This is a genomic window from Bacillus sp. FSL W8-0645, from assembly GCF_038007905.1.
Lineage (GTDB): Bacteria > Bacillota > Bacilli > Bacillales > Bacillaceae > Bacillus > Bacillus pumilus.
Genome location: NZ_JBBOYC010000001.1, coordinates 243,956 through 266,823, shown reverse-complemented (window position 1 = coordinate 266,823; position 22,868 = coordinate 243,956). Strand labels below are relative to the sequence as shown.

Sequence of the window (22,868 nt, the reverse complement as noted above, 5' to 3'; positions counted from 1 at the left end):
TTTCAATTTGGAATTGTTCTTTATGTTAATTGATAATATAGGTAATTTTATAGCCGTCTTCCATTTTGGTTTAAATGATGATAACTATTATGATAAGATAGACCTAGTAATTGATCGGAAAATGCGAATGCAATAGGAAAAGAGGTATGGAGAATGCAACATTTCGAGCTAGAGGCAAGTTTATTAGACCATGCGCTGACAAAGTATTTAAAGGCGACGAAACAAATAGATGAAGAGAACATCCCGAAAAACGTCACGAATGTGAAAGGGTTTATTTTACGCATTATTTATCGTCATCAATCATGTACTGTGAAAAATATTCTGCAGGAAGTTTCATTATCTCCCTCTGCAACAACAACCGCTCTCAATCACTTAGAAGATGAAGGGCTGATTATCCGCTCTCGAAATAATAATGACCGCCGTACTGTATGGATTGAACTCTCTGAATCTGGTGAACAAATTGCAAAACAAATGATCGACAACCGCCAGCTGCTTGTCAATCAGCTGTTCGACCACCTTTCAGAAGAAGATAAAAAAACATTTTTTGAATTAATCGAAAAAATGATGGACGAGCACACATTAAAGGCTTAGGAAAATTCCTAAGCCTTTGTCCTCTTTTCAGCGTGATAGAAAACCTTTGCAGTCTAGGAAGGACGAGTACCGGAGCGGAGCGAATTTAGATTCGTGAGCACCGGAACGCAGACCTGACACCGAATGCGAGGGTTTGTCTACACGCTGAGGCTTAGGGATAAACCTAAGCCTTCTTTTTTATGGCTTTAAAATGACCTTTATACAATCATCCTTCTTATCATTAAATATGTGATACGCATGAGCGGCATCATCTAACGGCAATTGATGTGTGATGATTGCTCTAGGATCAATTTCACCGGTTGTCACTTTTTGATAAAGCTTTGACATGTACCCTCTTGCTGGGGCCTGCCCCATTTTCAGCGTGACGTTTCTTGCGAAAAAAGCGCCTAATGGAAACATATTGTACAGCCCCCCATACACACCAGTCAGCTGAACCGTTCCACATTTCCGAACAGCTTTTGTAGCAATTTGAATCGGTCCAATTGTTCCGCCTTGCAGCTTGAGTTTCTGCTCAATTTTTTCAAGCGGCGATTTCTTCCCGTCCATTCCCACACAATCGATCACAACATCGGCTCCACCCTTGGTGAGCTCCTTTAACGTTTCTCCCATGTCTGGGTCTTCTGTAAAATCAAATACTTCTACGCCGCTCATCCGCTTTGCATGTCGCAGACGGTAATCAATGTAATCGACCGCAATCACACGTTCTGCCCCTTTTTGCCATGCAAATTGCTGTGCCATTAACCCAACAGGTCCACAGCCTAACACAATGACCGTATCACCTTTTTTCACACCGGCGTGCTCCACGCTCCAATAAGCAGTTGGAAGAACATCCGATAAGAACAGCAGTTGTTCATCCTCAAGCTCACAATCACCTGGGATCTTAAACGGGGTGTAATTTCCAAAAGGCACGCGTAAATATTCTGCCTGTCCTCCAGGGTAGTTCCCATATTTCTCACTATATCCAAAAAGTCCACCCGAATCGTAGTGCGGGTTTGAGTTGTCGCATTGGCTTTCTAAGTGGTGATGACAATATTGGCATTGACCACATGCAACGGTAAATGGAATAACGACACGGTCTCCCTTTTTCACTGCCGTGACATTCGGTCCAACTTCCTCCACAATCCCCATTGGCTCATGCCCAATCACATAGCCGATTGGAAGTGGGAAATTACCCTGATACAAATGTAAATCAGATCCACAAATTGCTGTTGATGTCATTCGGATAATCACATCTTCCCGATCTTGAATAGATGGCGCATCTACTTTCTTCACTGCAATGCTATTTTTCCCCTGATAAGTAACAGCTCTCACATGCATTTCCTCCTTTAGCGAAAATCATCTGTACATAGCTTCACCTTGAATGGATGGTTCATGCATCAGATCAGGATTATTAAAAAACAAAAAAGCCCGTCGATCGGTTCGACAGGCGCTTATTCAATCATGTGTAACGCGTTACATATTTATCCTTTTTCGATAAAGACCAAATCATATTGAGAGGAATTCTCTCGATCAATCATCAAGTTCCCTTCTTGAATAAAATAAGGACATATACTCGGGCTTTGTGATTCTTCAAATTGCTCATACAACTGCTCAATCTTTCCAGGGAGCAGTAAAAGCAAAAATTTATTAGAATGGGACACGAATTCATAAGAGTGAATTGTATCCGGCGGTATATAGGCAAAGTCACCCGGCATCAGGCATATATCCTCTCCGTTCAATTGAAGATTCATTTTTCCCTCAACGCAATAAAGTGCTTCTGTATGTACTTGATGATAATGCGGAGGAAAATACTTTCCCTTCGCGCCTTCAATCACAAAATGACTGAATCCGCCTCCAGTTGTTTCTGTTGTTGCGATCAGCTCATGAAGCTGACCATCAATAATGTATTGCTTCCCTTCACCAGCCTCTAATACGTAGGGCTGCACCGCCTGAGGGAGCTGACTATGAAATAATACGGAGGGCTTAGTTGTATTTGACAGCTGCCTGATACCATGCATCAATATGAGATCGCTTTCTTTTTCAGCTTGTTCAAAGCTGTCTGCATCGAAAGCATGATCGGTCATCGGCCATTCGTTCCGCTGAAGCCTTTTCCCAATTTGCTGATAGACATCTGTCATTTGTCCGCCCAACGTATATGAAATAAATCTTGTTTTGTGACTATGCATTCTGTAGCCATGGATCGTTTTGGGTGGGATATGAATATAATCGAAGGCTGTGACCATATATTTTTTACCGTCCAAGATCACTTCAAGCTTTCCTTCCAGCACAAAAATGGTTTCAAATAAGTGCTCATGACAGTGAAGTGGAAAATAAGCTCCTTTCCCACCTGTGATTAAGACAAGCTCAAACAGCTGATTCGTTTGATTTACTTCTGCCAGCACATGAACAAGCTGATTTTCCAGCCCATACAGTTTCCCTGAACCAGACACGGTATAAAAAGAGGTTCCTTCGGATTGCTTGATCGATTGCGGTTGCTCCGACATCCCATCACTCCTCATGACTAATTGACTATCTTTATTATATAGACCAATTGATATAATAGATAGACAATATGCGAGAGATTTTACTCTTCTCGCATAAATAAGTGTCTAAGGTAACATTTCACATGTTCTAACGGGGTCGTTTGTTTGAGTGCGGTGGTCATCGATAGACCCCCAATCACCATTGAATGAAGGAGAGAAGCCAGCTCATCCGCTTTGTTTTCTTCATATCCGCTGTTCATGAGCTTTTCTTTCACAAGCTTTTGCCAGCGGATCATTTCTTGTTTACATGCAGTATGAAGCTGCGTATGTTCTGGCTTGGATTCTGCCGCCAGCAAGACAATCGGAATCCCTCTTTCATTTTCTTGCTCCGTAAATCCCCGGATGATGTTTGTCATAAAGCGGTCGATGGCGATATAAGGATCATCCGAATAGGCAAAGCTTTCTTCAATTCGATTGATGACCTTTTGACTAATATATTCAACGGCTGCTATGGCTAGCTCTTCTTTTCCGTTTGGAAAATAATAATAAAGAGATCCTTTAGGCGTGCCGCTCTCTCTAATGATTTGATTCAATCCTGTCGCATGATACCCCTGTTTGCGTAAAAGAAGTGCGGCCGTTTGAATAATTCTATCCTTCGTACTCACGTGTGACACTCCTTTCCCTCCATAGACCAATGTCGTTTCAACGTATGAGTTGATTTGTTCCTTTCCAAATCGAGGATGTCTCCATCTCTGCTGCAAGCCGAAGCAGCCAATCCTCTTTCCCCTTAGGTGCTGTTACCTGTACCCCTAAAGGCATGCCCGCCTTAGTGAGATGAACAGGAACGCTCATAGAAGGCTGACCCGTTAAGTTGGCAAGCTGTGTAAATGGTGTGTAGGTCAGACTCTTTAAGAACATGTCATAAATGAGATCCTGCTGCGCTTGCATTGAGAGAGATGACACACGTAAAAGTTCAGTGATTTCTTCTTTCGAATGCATCAACTCACCAACCTTAGGAGCAGAATAGGCAGTCGCTGGTGTCACAAAGAGATCATAGGTTTGATGAAATGACGCCATTTGTGCAGCTGCCATATCCCATGCATCAAGACTTTCTGTGTAAGCAGCTGCGGTTACATTTTTGCCAGCCTCCGCCAACACCCATGCCACGATGTCTGTTTCCTCCGGATTGACTGGACGTCCTAATGAACGATTCAAGGACATGAATAGTGCAGACATTTCTCCGCTGTTCATGACGTAGTATTGCTGCATGAGATGAATCCCATCGATTGCAGGCCCTGCTTCTTCTACTTGGTGCCCTTGATCACTCAGCCATTTCACTGTTTGCTGCACCGCCTGCTTCGCTTCCTCACTGACCTTCGTACCAACTGGAGATTCTACACTGTAAGCAATTCGCATAGAAGATGTACGTTTCACTAGATCTTCTTGATAGCTGCCGTCGTATAATGGCGTTTGGAAAGCTGCTTCAGGCTGAATGACTTGAAGCAGATCAAGAAGAGCTGCACTGTCCCGCACTGTTTTTGTAAGTGTAAAGTCAATGGATGCCCCTTGCCACTGCCTTCCTACGCCTGGTCCTACCGGCGTTCTTCCTCTTGTTGGCTTGAGACCGAACAAACCTGTAAAGGATGCTGGAATCCGAATGGAACCTCCACCATCACTTGCTCCACCAGCAGGTACGATGCCGCTTGCAACAGCTGCTGCCGTCCCGCCGCTTGAACCGCCAGGGGAATAGTCAGGATGCCAAGGGTTCCTCGTTGGACCATGTAAAGCAGGTTCTGTTACATTCCTTAATCCAAATTCTGGTGTGTTTGTATGTCCCATCATGAGAAATCCAGCCTGCTTCAATCGCTGGACAAAGTGGGAGTCCGTTTTTGCCTTTACATCCTTTAACAAAGCAGCACCAGCTGTCAGCGGTTCATTTTCCAGTCCTTGCGATATATTTTTCAGTACAAGTGGAACGCCTGCAAACGGCTGATTCGTATGTAATGTCTTGATTTCTTTTAATACTTGATCTTGTCTTGTCTGAATCAACGCATTTAGTTCAGGATTGACCTCATTCAATCTAGCAAATGCAGCTTGTACAAGCTCATCTGGTGTTACCTGCTTATTCCGTACAAGTGCTGCCAAGCCTGTCGCATCATACGTCATATACTCTTTTACGTTCATCAGCATATCCTACTTTCTCTTATTATGATCTCTCTATTGTCTACTAGATTTGTATGAATTTCAATTTCAGGTTACTTGTAAAAAAACTTTCTGACAAACAATATGATTCTTCTAACCATCCTTCTCATTTCTCCGATATAATAGAGAAAAAAAGACGGAGGTCATCGTATGCAAGGGGCTATCGCCTTGAAAAAGAAAATCGTCGTAGTCATCGCGTTTCTTCTTGCGTTGACAACTGCCTTGCCTTACCATTCGCAGGCAGCTGCACCGCCAAAAGAAACAGATGTCATCATCGTCTATAAAAACCAAAAAGGAAAGCAAACAGCTATTGAAGAAAGTGAAAAAGTGAACGCACAGTACATACATCTTCCCGCTGTCGCTGTGATAGCAGATGAACAAGCGGTCACGTCACTCAAAAAAGATCCCAACATCGCGTATGTCTCAAAAAACATAAAGGTCAAACTCGCTTCTTCTAAGATTAAAAAAACCGCTGCCTCTACGAATCAGGATGCATTGGTTCAAAAATCTTACAACCTGCAAAAGCTGAATGTAAAGCAAGCGATAAAAGAAGGCGTCACGGGGAAAAATGTGAAGGTAGCCGTTTTAGATACTGGAATTTCTCCACATGAGGATTTAAAGATATCCGGCGGTAAATCATTTGTGAAGTACACAACTTCCTATAAAGATGATCAAGGGCATGGCACACATGTAGCAGGCACGATTGGTGCGCTCAATAACGATTATGGCACAGTCGGCGTCGCTTCTGGTGCGAAGCTATATGCTGTAAAAGTGTTAGATAAAAAGGGAGAAGGCGACTTGTACAGCCTGCTTCGAGGAATCGATTGGGCCATTAGCAACAAGATGGATATTATGAATTTAAGTCTAGGTTTTGAAGACAATATCCCTATTTTGCGTTCAGCAGTGGATGAAGCATACAAAAGAGGACTGCTTGTGGTCGCTGCAAGCGGGAATGATGGGAAGAAGAATCATATCAGCTACCCTGCCGCGTACAATAGCGTCATTGCCGTTTCTGCCACGACGGACAAAGACAAACTCGCATCTATCTCAAATACAGGGAAAGGTATTGAATTTTCTGCCCCTGGTCAGAACGTCATCAGCACTTATTTAAAAAATGAATATTGGTATGCAACAGGTACATCACAAGCCACGCCGCATGTCACAGGCATGCTGGCACTGTTGAAGCAGCTTCACCCGAAGAAAACAAATGTTCAGCTTCGCACCTTATTACGCAGCTATACAGTGGATCTTGGCGCAAAAGGAAAGGATCCACAATTCGGCTATGGCCGCGTGCAATATATAGCACAATCAAGCTTTTTGAAGGCTGCGACTAGCGCTGTCAAAACAGCCGAAACTTCTAAAAAGCAGGCAGATGTCAATCAAGCCAAAACGAGAATTGGCCGACTCACTGCAAGTAAACAAAAAACAGCACTCACTGAACGGGTGAAAAAGGTACAAGGAACCATTGATATCCGCTTGGCACGTGCAAAGGTTCAAACAGCCGAAAAAAGCAAAACACAAGGCGCCATTAAAAGCGCACAAGCGGCCATCAAAAAGTTAAACAAAGGCAAAGAAAAAACAAGCCTGCAAAATCGGCTCGACAAAGTCAAAAAACAGGTCGCCTATCAAAAGAAAGTGACAGACGCCAAACAAAAGGTCAAAAAAGCGGAAACCAAACGAACGAAGAAAACAAAAGCAGCAGCGCAAACCGCTGTCAAACAGCTAAAAGCTTCTAAAACGAAAACCAGTTTACAAAAACGATTAAACCGTATCAAGGTGTAACAGAAAAAACGATTCCTCGCTGAAAGGAATCGTTTTTTTATTTCAACAGCGGCGCAAACAAGCTGTGATGATATTTCCCTTCGACATCTGCCCTCACTTGATCGAGTATGCTTTCTAACGAAGCCATCACACCCTCTAATGCCCGGCGCACTGAACCTTGTTCAAAATCTGCTAAACTCTCCGGCAACTCATCTTCATCCAATACAAAAAAATCACCATTCGGAAGAACGAGAAGATCAACAATGAGGTCTTCAAACATGACCAGCTGGCCGTTGAACCATGTATTCCCTACAATATTAAAATAAGACCCAAGTTCCTTCCCTTGATCATCCCTCCAGAAGTAAATATTGTAAGGTCGATCCTTCCAATAATAGGCGGTCGTATAGCTCCCTTTTGGAATGGTCAGACTACCATCGCCTGCCCTCATCGTAAACGTGTCTTCAATCTTGTGAAAAAGTACAGCCTGCTGTCCCTGAACATCTAACAGCTGACACGTATGTTCCACAACCTTCTGATCGTATTTGATTTTTCTCTCGATTACTTCATCCCACCGATCCGCATGTAGCGAAAACACCATGTCACAACTCCCTCTTGCATCTAGTTTCTCTCTTTCCAGTATACACCGATTTTTTTTTGAAAAAATAAAGGGTTGCTGCATTCACATATGGAAGACCTATGATGAGGTGAAATAAATGAACGGAATCTCGATTCTTGAGAACCTTACACAGCTTGGACAAATCATCCTCATTTTTTGCGGCTATGCCCTTTATTGGCGGCTGGTGAAAACAAAGCGAGAACGAAAGCTATCTCCTTATGAGCACATGTTAAAATTCTTTGTTATGTTCGGTTTAATCTCGTGGTTGGTATCATATTGGGCGCTTGTACTGTGGGCGTAAATTGAAAAAAGGAAGAGCTGTCCATTGGGGACGTGCTCTTCCTTTTATTACGCGTGATGTGATGAACCAGCCGGCTGTTCTTTTTGGATGACATATTGATAGCTTTTGACATGCGTCCCATTTTGATTCACAAATTCTTTATCTAGTGCACGCTCAAAGCCCATTCTTTCATATAGACGAATGGCAGCCTGCATTTTATCAGATGTATGAAGGTACAGAACATTTTCGCCCCATGATTGCGTGAGTTCAATACTTTTACGTAACAATGACTCTGCAATTCCTTTTCCCCTGACATCGGGATCTACTCCTAAAAACCGGACGATGGCTGATGTAATGCCCATTTCGGGTTTGTCATACGCTTGCTCTGATGACCGGAACATTTGAAGCGTCCCCACGACCTTACCTTCAAGCTCCGCCACAAGCATCAGCTCCATGTTCGGATTATCTACAGCTGCTGCAAGCGCAGCAGAATAATTTTGCCAGCCTTCCTCTGTAAATTGAGGTTCATATTGCGAATAGGACTTGATTAGTACTTGTCTGATCGCTTCATGATCTTCTTTGACTGCTTGACGAATGATCAGCTCTTGCTGCTCCATGTCAGCACCTCCTGCTCTCTATTGCTAGATATACGTATCATGCAAATACTGCATGTCGATGACCTTGTTCTTTTCTCTACTCATTCAATGTAAAGAGTCTCATTCGAAAGATCAATCATTTTGCACGGAATCCTCTTTGAAAATTTCCATTGAAAAGGAGCGCTTGATTCATTATGCTATTTTGAGGAAGTATACGAGGAGTGTAATGATCATATGAGTTCTTTATCTTATCCCCAAGAATCGAAAAAAAACCGATTTCTCCTTGCTGCATTGCTTGGGTCTTTAACAGCCCTTGCACCGCTTGCAATGGATATGTATTTACCTGCTTTACCTAATATTGCACGTGATTTTGAAGCGAGCACGGCTTTGTCCCAATTAAGTCTGATGGCTTGTCTGATTGGACTGGCGCTTGGACAGCTGATTGCAGGCCCTATCAGTGATACGATCGGCAGAAGAAAACCGCTGATGATCGGCTTAATCATTTTTATCGCCGCATCCCTTTTATGTACGGTGGTCACGTCGATTTGGACGTTCATCCTCTTAAGATTGATTCAAGGGCTCGCTGGTTCAGCAGGCATTGTCATTGCACGAGCCATTGTGCGTGATCATTATGAAGGCTCAGAAATGACGAAATTCTTTGCACTGCTCATGTTGGTCAACGGGGTTGCTCCGGCAGCTGCACCTATCGTGGGCGGACAGATGTTACGCTTTACCACATGGCAGGGTGTATTTGTTCTATTAGGAATTCTCGGGGCCTTGATGCTGCTGAGATCCATTTTTTCACTTCAAGAAAGTTTACCTGCGGAGCGCAGACAGACAGGAGGCTTTCAACAGATTGTTGGTGCCATGAAAATTTTAGCGAGTGATCGTCTCTTTGTTGGGTATGCCCTCTCCCAAGGTCTTGTATTCGCAGCGATGTTTGCTTATATTTCTGGCTCACCGTTTGTGCTTCAGGAGCTTTTTCACCTTTCTCCACAAGGATTCAGTGCTGCCTTTGCGGTGAATAGTCTCGGGATCATCACGGCTGGACAAGTATTTGCCCGCGTCGCTGCTAAAATCGGCGAAGAGAAGGTTCTTCGCATTGGATTGCTGATAGCTGCCTTAGGCGGCGTCACCTTATTTTTGATGATCTCCATTGATGCAGGGTTGTATGGTATTCTCATTCCGCTCTTTTTTGTGGTCTCAAGCGTTGGAATTGTCGGCACCTCTGCCCCGTCTCTTGCGATGCAGCATCACGGCGCACATGCAGGAAGTGCAGCCGCACTCATTGGTGTGGCACAAATGCTGCTAGGCGCCTGCATGACGCCTCTTGTCGGACTAGCCGGAAGCCAAACAGCCTTTCCAATGGGTCTGATTATTATGCTTTGTGAACTAGGTGCACTTTGCTGTTATTTCTTCTTTGTGATTCGAGCGAAAAAAAGACCCGCATAAGCGGGTCTCAGATTGTTGACAAAGGGCTAAAATGATCTTGATTTTAGCCCTTTGTCTTCTTTTTATGGCTTGCTCCAATTGATGGTGCGGAACACATTGTTCTGGTCATTGTTGTGATATGCATCTAGGTCAAAGCCTGATAGTCCAAAACCAATTACCATTACAATTCCCCCGACAACGGTGAAGATGATCCCCCATTTGATGCATTGCTTTTTTAAATCATTCACATTCATATTCTCACGACCTTCTTTTTAAACATTCCCATGAATGCCTTAGTGGTTTGAACAGTCATTTGAACAAATAGCTTTGTCAAATACACCGTGCCCATGCCGCATAATAATCCGACACCTAATAGAAGAATACCAACGCCAATCTGCGTCACTACCACATGCAAACCGTCCTGAAAGATAAATGGAGAACCAATGATGCTCCAAAAACCTCCGAGCAGACCAACTAGCGTCATTGTACCTGTCACGAGCGGAATGCACCAAATCACCATATACACAGAAAGAATCAGCAGGAAGACTGTTGCTAGAATACTACCCCATAACGGAAAGCCTAAAATGAGGATGGAGAGCCTTGTGGCTTTTTCTCCAAACGTCGGCACCTGAACGGTTTTGATTCCTTGTTCCTTCAAAATCCCTTCAGCGATGATGGTAGGCTGCCCGACTTGATCGACCGCTTCCTGTTCACTGTATCCATCTTCCTGATAATCCTCGATCATTTCATCGTAATACTCGATGAACCGATCACTTTCTTTTTCGCCTAGACGATGCAGGTGCTTCTCTAAGCTGGCTAAAAATTCTTTTTTATTCATTGCCCTGTCCTCCAGAAATAAAGTCGTAAATCGCCATCACTTGATCCCATTCCGCTAAAAACTGCGCCATATGCTCACGGCCGCTTTTTGTCATCCGGTAGTATTTTCTTAATCGACTATTGTGTTCTTGGGAATAGGTCTCTACATAATTGTTTTGTTCTAACCGTTTTAATATCGGATATAATGTCGATTCTGAAATCTCAATACAATGGGACATATCTTTAATCATTTGATAACCATAGGAATCGCCTTTCTTTAATACCGCCAGTACACAGAATTCCAGCAACCCTTTTTTTAATTGTGCATTCATGATTACAACTCCTAACCATTTATACTATACATTACATAGTATCATGTGACAAGGGGTATCAAGTATAAAAAAAAGACCCTAATGGAATGGGGTCTTCTCGTTTTTATATATTCACAAATCCTTCTCCGAACACATCACGCACGTCATGGACAACAACGAATGCATCCCGATCAATTTTCTTGATGATTTTCTTTAGGCGCATAAGCTCTTGCTTTTGAATGACTGCATAGAGAATTTCCTTCGATTCCTTTGAATAATGACCGCGGCCGTTTAAAATCGTCACGCCTCGATCCAAGGTGTGATTGATTTCTTCGGCAATATCATCTTTGCATGAAGAAATAATCGTTACTGCCTTTTTCGTGTTAAGCCCTTCTATCACGAAGTCCATCACCTTTGTTGCCACGTACAGCATCACAATCGTGAACATTAATTTTTCCGCACCAATAATAAAGTAGGAAGCAAATACGACGATCAGATCAAAGAACAAGATGGCGTAGCTCACGTTCCAGTCTAAATACTTGTTGGCAATTCTCCCGAGTATGGCAGAACCCGCCGTTGTACCGCCTGCTCTTAGCACAAGACCAATCCCAATTCCGATAATGATTCCTGCGAAAATGGCTCCAATGATCAATTCGTGAACATTCACGACCCATGTTGTGGTCAGGTGTAAAAATAGGGAGTTACTCGCGACGGCAACCACAGTATAAATCGTCGTCTTCTTGTCCAAATATTTATACCCCACAAGCAGCAGGATGGCATTAAACACTAGGTTCGTCAGCCATGGTGCAATTTCAAACAAATAATAGAAAATGATGGACAGCCCCGTTACACCGCCTTCACCAAATTCAAGCGGAATGACAAACATGTTCACTGCGGCGGCAAATAAAAAAGAACCAATTAGAATCATTGCGATATCTTTTACACATTTTTTCAATTTCTTCTTTCCTCCTTTTTTAAGCATATAAAAAACCCTCTTTCTGCACGAAAGAAGACAGTCGTTGAACAAAAAAAATCAAAAGACAGCGCCTTTTGACGAAGCTTTCTGAAATGAACCTTTCCATAATATATATCTCTTTTTAGAGGCTGTCAATGACTTGGTTTTCTATTATTTTGACTGCATGTTTATGCATGTAAACCCGCATGTTTTCAGGGTTTTTCCGCGGTCACATGCTTTTTCCTCTCCTTGACAAAAACACTTTAGTCATTTAAACTACTGCCTCATATCATATCCATCATTTCCGACTAAAAAGGAGGGTGTTCAATTCGATGAATCCTATTCAAAGCCGTTTACAGGCTCACGCACCTTTAATTTTAGACGGTGCACTTGCAACAGAGCTTGAACGAAAGGGCTGCAATTTAAACGACAGTTTATGGTCAGCCAAAATACTTATTGAACAGCCAGAATTGATTCAGCAAGTACACTTGGATTACTTCCAAGCCGGAGCTGACTGTGCCACAACAGCGAGCTACCAAACAACGATTGATGGCTTCGCTGAAAAAGGCTATTCAAAAGAAGAAGCCATCGAACTAATGAAACGATCTGTCACTTTAGCAAAAGAGGCACGCGATCTTTTTTGGCAGGATGAAGCGCGTCGTAAAGGGCGGACAAAACCACTTGTCGCAGGATCTGTGGGGCCATTCGGCGCTTATTTGTCTGATGGTTCAGAATATAAAGGAAATTACGGACTCACAGAGCAGGCACTCATTGATTTTCATAGACCAAGGATTCAGGCATTAGTAGAAGCTGGTGCAGATATTCTTGCGTGTGAAACGATCCCTTGTCTCATTGAAGCAACGGCCATTGCAAAGCTGCTGCAAGATGAATTCAGTGGTGTATCTGCTTGGATTACATTCAGCGCGAAGGACGACCTTCATATTAGTGAAGGAGATTTGCTTAGAGAATGTGTACAAGCACTGGAACCTTATGAACAGATCGCTGCTGTTGGTGTAAACTGTACGCCGCCGCAATTTATCTCTTCTCTCATTCAAGAGATGAAAAAGGGGACGAGCAAGCCGATTGTCGTGTATCCAAACTCAGGAGAATTATATGATCCTGAAGAAAAGGTATGGAGCGGAGATACGCCTCAGCATACATTTGGTGAATGTGCGCATCAATGGTATCAAGACGGCGCGCATATCATCGGCGGCTGCTGCAGGACAACTCCAGAAGATATTACGGACATCTTAAAACTAACCACATCATAGCATCATGAATCATCACACATACTTCTAAGCAAAAGGGCGGGAAGACATGGAACAAGCAAAAGATGAGTCACAACAATATCAACGAAAAATGACGAGCCGCCACCTGTTCATGCTTTCTTTAGGCGGCGTCATTGGAACAGGGCTCTTTTTAAGCTCTGGGTATACCATCAGTCAGGCCGGGCCTGCGGGAACGATTCTTGCCTATCTTGTCGGGGCATTAATTGTGTACCTCGTGATGCTCTGTTTAGGTGAGCTGTCTGTTGCAATGCCAGTTACAGGGGCATTTCATACGTATGCAACAAAATATATTGGACCCGGCACAGGCTACACAATTGCTTGGCTGTACTGGCTGACATGGACAGTCGCACTCGGATCGGAATTTACAGCGGCAGGGCTTTTAATGCAGCGCTGGTTCCCGGACACATCGGTTTGGATGTGGAGCGGCGTCTTTGCTCTTCTTATCTTTTTACTCAATGCGTTTACAGTTAAGTTTTTTGCAGAATCAGAGTTTTGGTTTTCCAGCATTAAAGTAATGGCTATTATTCTCTTTATTATTCTTGGCGGAGCTGCGATGTTTGGCTTGATTCCGTTAAAAGGCGGTGAGGCCGCTCCATTCTTTTCTAACTTCACCGGGGAAGGTGGACTTTTCCCAAACGGCTTTTTACCAATTTTAATGACGATGCTGGCCGTCAATTTCGCTTTTTCAGGTACGGAGTTAATTGGGATTGCTGCGGGTGAAAGCGTCAATCCTGACGAGACCATTCCAAGAGCGATTCGCACAACCGTACTGCGTCTTGTCTTGTTTTTCGTTGGAACAATCGTGGTCTTAGCCGGCTTGATCCCAGTGGAAGAAGCCGGGGTGATCAAAAGTCCATTTGTTGTGGTGTTTGATCGCATCGGGATCCCATATGCCGCAGATTTCATGAATTTTGTCATTTTGACAGCGATCTTATCTGCCGCAAACTCTGGACTATACGCTTCATCCCGTATGCTCTGGTCACTTTCTGAGGAACGGACACTGCCTAAAAAATTGGCGAAGCTGACATCAAAAGGAATTCCTTTGAATGCACTGATTTTAAGTATGATCGGCGGGATTCTTTCTTTGTTATCAAGTGTCATCGCACCAGAAACGGTATACCTTGTCCTTGTTTCGATCTCAGGACTTGCCGTTGTGATCGTGTGGATGGGGATTGCTGCCTCACAATTTATGTTTCGGAAACGTTTTTTACAAGAAGGCGGACAGCTCCATGATCTTTCCTTTCGAACCCCGCTCTATCCAGTGGTTCCGATTGCTGCCTTCTTCCTGTGTCTTGCCTCTGTGATCGGCATTGCCTTTGATCCAAATCAGCGGATTGCCCTTATCTGCGGCATCCCTTTCATCGCGCTCTGCTATGCTGCCTATTATGTGACAACTTGGATTCAGAAAAAACGTGAAGAACCTGGTGTATAACGCCAGGTTTTTTTCTATCAAAAACAATTTGACAAAAAAGGATATCGCTAGTAAAAGAAACACACTTTGGTATATGATAGGAATCTATGATTTTCAGGATGAACCAAGGGAGTTGTCACTAATATGGAAATGACCATTACAAGAGCATTAAGTGAACTGAAAATGTTAGACAAGAGAATCAACCGAACCGTTGATGAAGCCGTACTTGGTGGATTGATGATCGGGAAACATATACAGCACGGGTTTCAACATCAAGAAGACATCGAAAAGAAGGCGAAGGCTGATGACCAATCGATTCAAGCATTAATCAAACGCCGGAATGCCATCAAATCAGCCATCGTTGTGTCGAATGCGACGACAACGATTGATGTTGCGGGTGTCAGCATGACGGTGGCAGAAGCAATTGAACGGAAGACGTCGATAGAATACGATATTCGTTATTTACGGAAATTGAAAAAGGTGTACACAGAGCTAGTAGACAAAGCAGAACAAACCAATGAAGATGTGAAGAAGAGGCTCGACCAGCATTTAGAAACCCTATTTGGAAAAGACGGAAAAACACAAGCGGCTGCCAACCAAGAGATCGTCAAGTCGTTCCTCGCTGAAAATGAGGCGACGATCATCGATCCGCTTCGTCTTCGAGTGAAGATTGAAAAGCTTTCGACCGAGATTGAGGATTTTCAAATGGAAGTTGATTTTTCCTTGTCAGAAAGCAATACACTAACGAAAATACAGATCAATTAATAGATTTTGTTAGTGAGCCGAAAATCGATAGAACTAAACACCTCCGAGGGAAAGGTCATTCCCTCCTCATCTGATCATCTCTGGATGATCCTTGATAAAAGCTCAAAGCTGAAGGTTCAAGGATCAACGTTCAAGTGTAAAAGTTCTTATCCATCAAAGCTCAAAACTAAAAGGTAAACGCTCGATCGAATCTGGGAGTCACGGCTCATGAGTGTTTGTTTATCGACTCTTTCGGTTGCCGCCCAGCAGGTTTGCTAACAAAAAGAAAAGGATGTCACATGATGACATCCTCAGGCTGTCGAGAAAATCTCGACAGCTTTATTTTTTCCCTTAAAGTTTCCATTCCCCCGTTTTATAATAGAGAAAAGCATACTAAAGGAAGGTGTTTTTCTCATGTTCCACACTAGAAATTCTTCTCAGCACGAAGCCGAATTTGTATTGCTAGATCAACTGGTCGAAGAGGATCACCTGCTTCGTAAAATTGATCAGTACATTGATTTTTCATTTATTGTAGATAAAGTAAAACCGTATTATAGCGAGAATAAAGGTCGCCCTTCTCTTGATCCACTTATTTTGTTCAAAATGATGTTTATCGGTTACCTGTACGGTATCCGTTCTGAAAGACAACTTGAAAAAGAAATTTACTATAACATGGCGTATAGATGGTTTTTAGGTTTGAACATCAATGACCCCGTTCCCCACCACTCGACCATTAGCTGGAATCGTCGTACTCGATTCAAAGATACAACGATTTTTCAAGACATTTTTGATGAAATTGTGCTTCAAGCCATCAATCATGATATGGTAGGAGGCCGCGTTCTTTTTACTGATTCGACTCATCTTAAAGCCAATGCCAATAAACATAAATATACGAGAAAAACGATTGAACAAGATACCCAAAGCTATATAAATGAATTAGAAGAAGCGGTCCAAGAAGATCGGGTGGCACACGGAAAAAAGCCCTTAAAGGTAAAAGAGGAGGTGCAAACGAAAAAAGACATTCGCCAAAGTACGACTGATCCTGAAAGTGGCTATCTTTATCGTGAAAACAAGCCAGAAGGCTTTTTCTACCTAGACCACCGTACAACGGATATGAAGTACAATATCATCACGGATGCCCATGTCACGCCCGGCAATATCCATGACTCTGTTCCGTATCTTGATCGATTGGATCACCAAATCGCCCGATTTGGTTTTCAAGTAGAAGCGGTTGCCCTTGATTCTGGTTATTTGACAACGCCAATCTGTAAAGGTTTATCCGATCGCCGTATTTTTGGTGTCATCGCACATAGACGCTTTCATCCAACAAGAGGATTATTTGAGAAGTGGAAATTTCAGTATGACTCTGAACATGATCACTACATATGCCCAAATGGTGAGAAACTATTATATACAACAACTGATCGAAAAGGTTATCGGTTCTACAAATCAGACCCTAAAAAATGCGTATCGTGTCCTTTCCTAGAGAGCTGTACAAGGTCGAAAAATCATCAAAAAGTGATCTCAAGACATGTATGGGAAGAACATAAAGAAAAGATCAGACAAAATCGTCTGTCTGCTTCTGGAAAAGAGCTATATAAAAAAAGAAAAGAAAAAATAGAGCGAAGCTTTGCAGATTCAAAACAACTGCATGGGCTTCGCTACTGCCGGTTGAGGGGAAAACAAAATGTGAGTGAGCAAGTGCTTCTCACAGCTGCCTGTCAAAACATGAAGAAGATTGCCACACACCTAGCGAAGCTAGGCTAGGTGTGTGGGAGGCCTTTTTCATTAAATCTCATCCATCATCATTACGATGAAAATAAAAAAGATTGTAGAAAAACATGAGTTTCTCTACAATCTGAGGATGTCACATGATGACATCCTTTTTTCTATGAAAAAAACGACAAGGCTTCAGCCAAGTCGTGTCCCCCAGCAGATTAGTTACGTAATGTATATGCCAAATGGTAAACACTTGTGACATTTGATGATAGCTTGATGTCATTTGAAGTGAACGTCACTGGAACGATATCATAGTAATGTGTAGACCAGCCTGCATTATTGTATGTAAGGTAGCCTGCACCTGAAGGAACTTGAATCGTTAGTGAAAATTGTCCATTTACGTCTGTTGTGCCTGTCGCTGTTTGAGCATATGATTTAATTGCTGCTTCAAAATAAAGCTGGATCGGCTGATTGGGCATGAGATTTCCACTTGTATCTTTTAGTGTTCCTTTAAACGTAGCTGGATAATAAGAACCCACGCGATATTTACTGCCATAGCCGTAATTCACTAATCCACTATCGGCTGCGGTGACACTTGTTACTTGAACGGAAGCTGGTACTGCCCCTGTTTCCTCTGCATGTGCAAAGGTTGGGAATACGAGAAGCAATGATAGAAAGAAAGCAAACATGATTTTTTTCATCGATAAATCCTCCTTTTTTTCCTGCTATATTACCATCGACATTAATTGGTGTTTTTCCAGTAACAAGCAAAAAAACTTCCCTTTTTTAGAAAGGGAAGCTCTCCTCTTACTTTTTCACAACAACGACCTTCACCGCTTTGCTTTCTCTTTTTCTCACATCTGAAGCAGTCACATACAAGACTGTTTTGGCTTTTTGCGGTTTTATTTGGGCAGTAAATGCGCCCTTGTTATTTGTTTTTACCGTTTTGATGACTTTCTTTGATTTGTTTTTCACTTTAATGGTCAATCCTGCACCCGCAGTCCCTTTGACCGTTTTACTTTTGACCGTTACTTTGCCCACTTTCGGCTTAGCTGGTGCTTTGCCTTTTTTGACGACTGTTTTGAGCGTTGTAGCGGCCTTTCCTTTTGAAATCTTAATGTGAAGGACTTTGTTTTTATTCTGATGCTTGATCTTCACGCTAAAGGTTCCATTTTTGCCTGCTGTGCCTTTTCCAAGCAGGGTTTTGCCTCTATACACAGAAATAGCAGCGCCTGCCTTTGCTTTACCTGTCACCTTTTGATGCTGATCCTCCACTTTGCTGACAGATGCATTCAGTTCGACAGCACTTAAAGCAGCAAATGCATTCAGTCTGCCATGTCCTGTCATCCAATCGATCCCTGGAATTTTCGGATCGACAATTGGCTCATCGTTTTCATCATAGAAAACGTCATCTGTTCCATCAACAGAAGTAAAGGAGATATTATCGGCTGTGCTTTGCAAGATATTCCTTACTTGATTCGGCTTTAAGGTTGGATTTTTAGAAAGCAGTAATCCTGCTGCCGCTGCCACATATGGTGTCGCCATTGATGTCCCGCTCAGGTATGAGACATTCCCATCTGGCATTAAGCTTGGAATATCAGATCCTGGTGCAGACATGCTCAGTCCTTTACCATAGCTTGAGAATTCAGCGGCAATATCCATACGGTTGCTTGCACCAATGGCCATTGCGTACTTTGATGTCGCAGGATAGCCCATTTCTGGAACGCCATCATTTCCACTCGCCACGACCACTAGTACATTTCTTTGAGCCGCGTAGTTCATTGCATATTCAATTACCCGGCTGTAGTAGCCGCCAAGACTCATGTTGATGACCTTTGCGCCTTTATCCACTGCATGCTTGATTCCAAGTGCAATATGCTCTGTATCTCCAAAACCATAGGCATCCAGCACCTTCACCGGAATGATGCCCGTATGTTGGTTGAGACCTGCCATCGAGTAATAATTATCGGCTTTTGCGGCAATGATGCCAGCTACGTGCGTACCATGTCCATTGTCATCAATCGCATCTTTGTTTCGTCCAATGAGATTCGCACCTAAGTCCGTACGAACAGTCCCGCTTAAATCAGTCAAACGACTGTCTACACCTGTATCCACAACAGCAATCAATGTTTGCTTCATTTTGCTTGTACCAATCAGTGTGTTCATTTGTTCAAACTTCACATCAGCGCCTTTTTTCCCGCTGTTTTGCGCACTGTTTTTCAGGGGCCACTGGTATCCATACTGCACATCATTGCTCAGTGCACGATAGGTTTGAACAGGCTCCGCGAATTCAACATTCGGCATGCTGGACAGCTTTCTTGCAGTGCTTTTGATCACAGCTTTGCCTGCTTTTAAAGTCTTTCCAGCTGATTCTTGCCCTGCTGGCACATCATAGACATACATTCCTTTAAACAAAGGACTGACTGACTGCGATGTCACACGGTTTTCTTGGATTCCATAGCTTTTCATCTTCTTTTTCGCAGATTGAAGCGTGTGGCCATCCTTTAATTTAAAAATGATCTTATTCGTCTTCACTTTCTCTTCTTTTACAAGCTTTTGCTTCTCTAATACATAACCGATCGATTTTCCTTCAAGCTGATCGATTCCGATACGTTGACTCACTGCTTCTAATTCCTTTTTTAAATAGGCAGGACTTGCCCCTTTGAGCATATCAAAAAGGGAACGGATCGCCTGTTGTTCTTTCTTTGTTACAATATGACCGCTAAATGCACCATTTTTCTCTACGTCATTTAGCAGTGACTTTAATGTCAGCAGATGATTGTATACCTTTTGCTGCTCATTTTTTTGTTTGATGAGCTTCGATTTGAGAAATGGCTTTGTTTTTTGAAGCACACGGCTCAGCTTCTGACCATTTGGTGTTTCATTAAACCGTTTATCTTCGATTGTACGAATCGATTGGAGAATTTCTCGCCCGTACTTTTTCTCAATAATAATGATGACAGGCTCATCGTCTTCAGGGAAAACGGGTTCAGAAGGCGGAAGGTTAGCTCCTTTATACCCGATTGTATAGGCCGCATCCTCTTCCTCATCACGGCTGTCTTCCTCCGACCCTAAATAGAGCACTTTGACAAAGTAAGGACCTGACCATGCATGAGGGAAGTCGATCTCTGTCTCTCCACTTGCAGTGTCCACACGATATCTCGAATAAGTGTCATCCTTCATCGCTCTGTCTTTACTTGGATAGACCGATACGGATAACATTTGTTTACTTTTGACAGAAATTTTCATATGTGTATGTTTTGCCACCTCTTGTGCTGATGGCGTGATTTGGTACCATGACTCTTCCATTTCATTCTGTAATGTACCTGAGATGACTTCACCATTTTTTAACCCAATGGCTTCATTGACATTTGTTCCTTTACTGGCAGCTGCTGCCTCGTATCCAGGTAATACCGCCATACAGAGAATGATGGCCATGAGTACGACCACACAAGATTTGACCTGCTTTTTGAACATGAAAAGACCCCCTTATCTTTTGTAATACCTTGGAAGAATATCACAGAAATGCATTTAGTAGAATCTGTTTTTTACATAATTAAACTCGTTTTAAGCTAGGATTTGAGATATACAGACAGCAAGACAAATAGCTTCATAAACTTTTTGCCATTTCAAACGGAAAATGATGCTATTTAACCATGTCGAAAAGTACATTACAATCAATTTGTAAGCGCTTAACAAACAAGAGAGAAGGGATCAGCTTGTTCCAAAAAGATCATGTTTTCACACAAGTAAACGGACGATCGAAGAATGAGATTTTACAATACATTGCCGAGAAAGCTGAAGACCTTCAGATTACAAACGATCAGGCGGGGTTATTATCAGATTTGTTGATTCGCGAAGACGAAGTCTCAACAGGACTTCAACAAGGCTTCGCCATTCCTCATACAAAAAGCTCCGCTGTACAAACGGCTTCACTTCTTTTTTTAGAGCTAGAACAACCGATTGAATGGGGAAGCTTTGACGATTTACCCACAAGTTATTTATTTACACTGCTCGTTCCATTAGAAGAAGCAAATGTCACACACCTGAAATTACTGTCAGGGATTGCGACCAGCCTCATGGAACCGGCTTTCATCGAAAAAATACAACCAGGTCAAACCACTGACTACTATTACGAAGTCATTGAACAACAATTGAAAGAGGGGATTACACAATGAAAATTGTCGGTGTCACTTCATGTCCAGCAGGGTTAGCTCATACACCAATGGCAGCAAAGGCGTTAGAAAATGCGGGTAAACAGCTCGGTCACGAGATCAAAATCGAGCAGCAAGGGATTATGGGACAGGTAAATGGCATTACACCAGAGGAAGCAAGACAGGCAGACCTTTGTATCATTGCCTCCAATCAGCATATCAACGATGCGGAACGTTTCTCAGGCATTCCCACAGTTCGTGTCGAGATTGGACGCGCCTTAAAAAATGCCGAGCAAATCATCACAAAAGCTGTAGCACTTGTTGAAAAGAAAAAATCTGAATCTCAATAAACGTGAGCAATGCCATATAGAAAGGAGCAAAGCAAAATGAAAGCAAAATTAAAAGTCATTGAAGGCCATCTCATGACCGGTATTTCTTATATTCTTCCTGTAATCATCGGTGCCTCCCTTATCGTTGGTTTAGCAAAACTAGTCGGATTAGGGTTTGGTGTTTCAGATTTAAACGCCTATAAGGATGCTGGCGGCATACTGCACGGCGCCTATTTAATGGAACAAGTTGGCTGGACAGGGATTGGCTTAATGAACGTCCTGCTCGCTGGATTTATCGCCTATTCGATTGCGGATAAATCAGGGCTTTCGGCCGGTTTCATCGGTGGTGCCCTTGCCAGCTCAACGAATGCTGGATTTATCGGTGCCGTTATTGCAGGCTTCTTCGCAGGATATGTCGCTCTTTTTGTGAAACGAAAAATTCAAATTAAAGGCTCCGCAGCCGGACTTGTTCCTCTGCTCATCTTACCGCTTATTACCGTTGGCTTAACTGGACTTCTCATGTCCGTTCTGCTGGGCGGACCATTAGGCGCTTTGAACACGGCATTAATTGAATGGATCAAAGGTATGGTCGCTGATGGGACAAGCACACTCGCACTCGCTCTCATTCTAGGTGCGATGATTGGCTTTGACCTTGGCGGACCAGTGAATAAATCTGCTTGGATGGCCGGTAACGCGCTCTTCCTATCAGGCGTCTACCTCCCTGCCATTCTCGTCAATATTGCGATTGTCATTCCGCCGCTTGGATACGGGCTTGCAACACTGATTCGAAAACGCAACTTCTCTCCAACCTTTAGAGAAGCCGGACGTGGCGGCCTTGTCATGGGCATTATCGGTATTACAGAAGGAGCGATCCCTTTTACCCTTGTCAATCCTTTGAAATTGATTCCACTGAATGTCGTCGCTTGTGCTGCTGGAAGTGGGGTCGCTGCATTATTAGGTGTTCATGACATCATGCCGCCAATTGGTGGACTATATGGCTTCTTCTCAGTTGGAAACTGGTGGGCTTATTTAATCGGTGCCCTTACTGGCGCACTCGTCATCGGTATTGGTGCCAACCTGCTTGTGAATTTCTCTGAGAAAAAAGAACCAAAAACACCTGAGCATGATCAGAAGCAGAAAGAAGAAGACGATTTTGACCTTGTACTAGAAGGATAATTTGCACATAGAAAGGTGTCGTTGA

The 22,868-nt window shown here is 43.0% G+C and carries 23 protein-coding genes; 11 read left to right on the top strand and 12 right to left on the bottom strand.

The window, feature by feature from the left end; translation table 11 throughout:
• The first annotated feature begins 153 nt into the window (after positions 1-153).
• A complete protein-coding gene (locus tag NST39_RS01495) occupies positions 154-591 on the top strand; it encodes a MarR family winged helix-turn-helix transcriptional regulator (RefSeq protein WP_044139220.1) in 438 nt (145 codons plus the stop codon).
• Between the two features lie 177 nt (positions 592-768).
• Here the strand turns inward: NST39_RS01495 and NST39_RS01490 are convergent, their stop codons facing one another.
• The 4 genes from NST39_RS01490 to NST39_RS01475 form a co-directional block, all read right to left on the bottom strand.
• Positions 769-1,902, bottom strand: coding sequence for a zinc-dependent alcohol dehydrogenase (locus tag NST39_RS01490; protein WP_341026615.1), 1,134 nt, complete (start codon positions 1,900-1,902; stop codon positions 769-771).
• Positions 1,903-2,051: 149 nt separating this feature from the next.
• Entirely contained in the window at positions 2,052-3,074 is a 1,023-nt protein-coding gene (locus tag NST39_RS01485) for a quercetin 2,3-dioxygenase (protein ID WP_340960257.1), read from the bottom strand.
• Positions 3,075-3,154: 80 nt separating this feature from the next.
• Entirely contained in the window at positions 3,155-3,718 is a 564-nt protein-coding gene (locus NST39_RS01480; RefSeq protein WP_003217172.1) for a TetR/AcrR family transcriptional regulator, read from the bottom strand.
• A gap of 37 nt (positions 3,719-3,755) precedes the next feature.
• The gene (locus NST39_RS01475) at positions 3,756-5,237 is read right to left on the bottom strand and encodes an amidase (protein ID WP_340962276.1); all 1,482 of its coding nucleotides are present in this window, start codon (positions 5,235-5,237) and stop codon (positions 3,756-3,758) included.
• A 168-nt stretch (positions 5,238-5,405) separates the two neighbouring features.
• On the opposite strand from NST39_RS01475, the gene NST39_RS01470 reads away from it, so the two are divergent.
• Positions 5,406-7,037 (top strand): S8 family serine peptidase, encoded by a 1,632-nt coding sequence (locus tag NST39_RS01470; protein WP_445662374.1) that lies wholly within the window; start codon positions 5,406-5,408, stop codon positions 7,035-7,037.
• Between the two features lie 37 nt (positions 7,038-7,074).
• On the opposite strand, the gene NST39_RS01465 is transcribed toward NST39_RS01470, so the two are convergent.
• Positions 7,075-7,614, bottom strand: coding sequence for a DUF402 domain-containing protein (locus tag NST39_RS01465; RefSeq protein ID WP_181462025.1), 540 nt, complete (start codon positions 7,612-7,614; stop codon positions 7,075-7,077).
• A 115-nt stretch (positions 7,615-7,729) separates the two neighbouring features.
• On the opposite strand from NST39_RS01465, the gene NST39_RS01460 reads away from it, so the two are divergent.
• Positions 7,730-7,933 (top strand): hypothetical protein, encoded by a 204-nt coding sequence (locus NST39_RS01460; RefSeq protein ID WP_044139216.1) that lies wholly within the window; start codon positions 7,730-7,732, stop codon positions 7,931-7,933.
• 47 nt (positions 7,934-7,980) lie between these two features.
• Here NST39_RS01460 and NST39_RS01455 read toward each other — a convergent pair whose 3' ends face one another.
• On the bottom strand, positions 7,981-8,529 hold the full coding sequence (locus NST39_RS01455) for a GNAT family N-acetyltransferase (protein WP_044139215.1): 549 nt from the start codon (positions 8,527-8,529) through the stop codon (positions 7,981-7,983).
• A gap of 213 nt (positions 8,530-8,742) precedes the next feature.
• Here NST39_RS01455 and NST39_RS01450 point away from each other — a divergent pair, with 213 nt between their 5' ends.
• On the top strand, positions 8,743-9,960 hold the full coding sequence (locus NST39_RS01450) for a multidrug effflux MFS transporter (RefSeq protein WP_065098717.1): 1,218 nt from the start codon (positions 8,743-8,745) through the stop codon (positions 9,958-9,960).
• A gap of 62 nt (positions 9,961-10,022) precedes the next feature.
• Here NST39_RS01450 and NST39_RS01445 read toward each other — a convergent pair whose 3' ends face one another.
• From NST39_RS01445 to NST39_RS01430, 4 genes are all read right to left on the bottom strand, one after another.
• A complete protein-coding gene (locus NST39_RS01445) occupies positions 10,023-10,193 on the bottom strand; it encodes a hypothetical protein (RefSeq protein WP_181462024.1) in 171 nt (56 codons plus the stop codon).
• A complete protein-coding gene (locus tag NST39_RS01440; protein ID WP_065098716.1) occupies positions 10,190-10,777 on the bottom strand; it encodes a DUF1700 domain-containing protein in 588 nt (195 codons plus the stop codon). Before NST39_RS01440 ends, NST39_RS01445 begins: the two co-directional genes overlap by 4 nt.
• A complete protein-coding gene (locus tag NST39_RS01435; protein ID WP_003217253.1) occupies positions 10,770-11,087 on the bottom strand; it encodes a PadR family transcriptional regulator in 318 nt (105 codons plus the stop codon). Before NST39_RS01435 ends, NST39_RS01440 begins: the two co-directional genes overlap by 8 nt.
• Before the next feature lie 103 nt (positions 11,088-11,190).
• A complete protein-coding gene (locus NST39_RS01430) occupies positions 11,191-12,021 on the bottom strand; it encodes a YitT family protein (RefSeq protein WP_034320763.1) in 831 nt (276 codons plus the stop codon).
• Between the two features lie 332 nt (positions 12,022-12,353).
• On the opposite strand from NST39_RS01430, the gene mmuM reads away from it, so the two are divergent.
• The 4 genes from mmuM to NST39_RS01410 all read left to right on the top strand — a co-directional run bounded on the left by mmuM (position 12,354) and on the right by NST39_RS01410 (position 17,232).
• Positions 12,354-13,292, top strand: coding sequence for a homocysteine S-methyltransferase (gene mmuM / locus NST39_RS01425; RefSeq protein ID WP_340960254.1), 939 nt, complete (start codon positions 12,354-12,356; stop codon positions 13,290-13,292).
• Positions 13,293-13,338: 46 nt separating this feature from the next.
• Positions 13,339-14,742 (top strand): S-methylmethionine permease, encoded by a 1,404-nt coding sequence (gene mmuP, locus NST39_RS01420; protein WP_044139211.1) that lies wholly within the window; start codon positions 13,339-13,341, stop codon positions 14,740-14,742.
• Between the two features lie 123 nt (positions 14,743-14,865).
• Positions 14,866-15,486, top strand: a complete 621-nt coding sequence (locus NST39_RS01415) for a hypothetical protein (RefSeq protein WP_044139210.1) — start codon at positions 14,866-14,868, stop codon at positions 15,484-15,486.
• 393 nt (positions 15,487-15,879) lie between these two features.
• Positions 15,880-17,232, top strand: coding sequence for an IS1182 family transposase (locus NST39_RS01410; protein WP_341026608.1), 1,353 nt, complete (start codon positions 15,880-15,882; stop codon positions 17,230-17,232).
• A 170-nt stretch (positions 17,233-17,402) separates the two neighbouring features.
• Here NST39_RS01410 and NST39_RS01405 read toward each other — a convergent pair whose 3' ends face one another.
• Entirely contained in the window at positions 17,403-17,885 is a 483-nt protein-coding gene (locus NST39_RS01405) for a hypothetical protein (RefSeq protein WP_044139209.1), read from the bottom strand.
• A gap of 106 nt (positions 17,886-17,991) precedes the next feature.
• Positions 17,992-20,661 carry a S8 family peptidase gene (locus tag NST39_RS01400; protein WP_341026606.1) on the bottom strand — a complete coding sequence of 890 codons (2,670 nt, stop codon included), beginning with the start codon at positions 20,659-20,661 and terminating at the stop codon, positions 17,992-17,994.
• Between the two features lie 242 nt (positions 20,662-20,903).
• Between NST39_RS01400 and NST39_RS01395 the strand changes: the two genes are divergently transcribed.
• From NST39_RS01395 to NST39_RS01385, 3 genes are read left to right on the top strand one after another with little or no spacing between them, the layout of a single operon-like run.
• The gene (locus tag NST39_RS01395) at positions 20,904-21,362 is read left to right on the top strand and encodes a PTS sugar transporter subunit IIA (RefSeq protein WP_044139206.1); all 459 of its coding nucleotides are present in this window, start codon (positions 20,904-20,906) and stop codon (positions 21,360-21,362) included.
• Positions 21,359-21,688: a PTS fructose transporter subunit IIB gene (locus tag NST39_RS01390; protein WP_034620720.1), complete on the top strand. Its 330-nt coding sequence runs from the start codon at positions 21,359-21,361 to the stop codon at positions 21,686-21,688. Before NST39_RS01395 ends, NST39_RS01390 begins: the two co-directional genes overlap by 4 nt.
• A 36-nt stretch (positions 21,689-21,724) precedes the next feature.
• Positions 21,725-22,843: a PTS fructose transporter subunit IIC gene (locus NST39_RS01385; protein WP_003217114.1), complete on the top strand. Its 1,119-nt coding sequence runs from the start codon at positions 21,725-21,727 to the stop codon at positions 22,841-22,843.
• The last annotated feature ends 25 nt before the right edge of the window (positions 22,844-22,868 follow it).

Excerpts from the sequence above, each read along its gene's own strand:
- NST39_RS01445 (WP_181462024.1), bottom strand. The coding sequence starts at position 10,193 with ATGAATGTGAATGATTTAAAAAAGCAATGCATCAAATGGGGGATCATC.
- NST39_RS01390 (WP_034620720.1), top strand. The coding sequence starts at position 21,359 with ATGAAAATTGTCGGTGTCACTTCATGTCCAGCAGGGTTAGCTCATACA.
- NST39_RS01385 (WP_003217114.1), top strand. The coding sequence starts at position 21,725 with ATGAAAGCAAAATTAAAAGTCATTGAAGGCCATCTCATGACCGGTATT.
- NST39_RS01410 (WP_341026608.1), top strand. The coding sequence starts at position 15,880 with ATGTTCCACACTAGAAATTCTTCTCAGCACGAAGCCGAATTTGTATTG.
- NST39_RS01485 (WP_340960257.1), bottom strand. The coding sequence starts at position 3,074 with ATGTCGGAGCAACCGCAATCGATCAAGCAATCCGAAGGAACCTCTTTT.
- mmuM (WP_340960254.1), top strand. The coding sequence starts at position 12,354 with ATGAATCCTATTCAAAGCCGTTTACAGGCTCACGCACCTTTAATTTTA.
- NST39_RS01440 (WP_065098716.1), bottom strand. The coding sequence starts at position 10,777 with ATGAATAAAAAAGAATTTTTAGCCAGCTTAGAGAAGCACCTGCATCGT.
- NST39_RS01455 (WP_044139215.1), bottom strand. The coding sequence starts at position 8,529 with ATGGAGCAGCAAGAGCTGATCATTCGTCAAGCAGTCAAAGAAGATCAT.
- NST39_RS01405 (WP_044139209.1), bottom strand. The coding sequence starts at position 17,885 with ATGAAAAAAATCATGTTTGCTTTCTTTCTATCATTGCTTCTCGTATTC.
- mmuP (WP_044139211.1), top strand. The coding sequence starts at position 13,339 with ATGGAACAAGCAAAAGATGAGTCACAACAATATCAACGAAAAATGACG.
- NST39_RS01495 (WP_044139220.1), top strand. The coding sequence starts at position 154 with ATGCAACATTTCGAGCTAGAGGCAAGTTTATTAGACCATGCGCTGACA.
- NST39_RS01435 (WP_003217253.1), bottom strand. The coding sequence starts at position 11,087 with ATGAATGCACAATTAAAAAAAGGGTTGCTGGAATTCTGTGTACTGGCG.
- NST39_RS01460 (WP_044139216.1), top strand. The coding sequence starts at position 7,730 with ATGAACGGAATCTCGATTCTTGAGAACCTTACACAGCTTGGACAAATC.
- NST39_RS01415 (WP_044139210.1), top strand. The coding sequence starts at position 14,866 with ATGGAAATGACCATTACAAGAGCATTAAGTGAACTGAAAATGTTAGAC.
- NST39_RS01450 (WP_065098717.1), top strand. The coding sequence starts at position 8,743 with ATGAGTTCTTTATCTTATCCCCAAGAATCGAAAAAAAACCGATTTCTC.
- NST39_RS01470 (WP_445662374.1), top strand. The coding sequence starts at position 5,406 with ATGCAAGGGGCTATCGCCTTGAAAAAGAAAATCGTCGTAGTCATCGCG.
- NST39_RS01465 (WP_181462025.1), bottom strand. The coding sequence starts at position 7,614 with ATGGTGTTTTCGCTACATGCGGATCGGTGGGATGAAGTAATCGAGAGA.
- NST39_RS01475 (WP_340962276.1), bottom strand. The coding sequence starts at position 5,237 with ATGAACGTAAAAGAGTATATGACGTATGATGCGACAGGCTTGGCAGCA.
- NST39_RS01400 (WP_341026606.1), bottom strand. The coding sequence starts at position 20,661 with ATGTTCAAAAAGCAGGTCAAATCTTGTGTGGTCGTACTCATGGCCATC.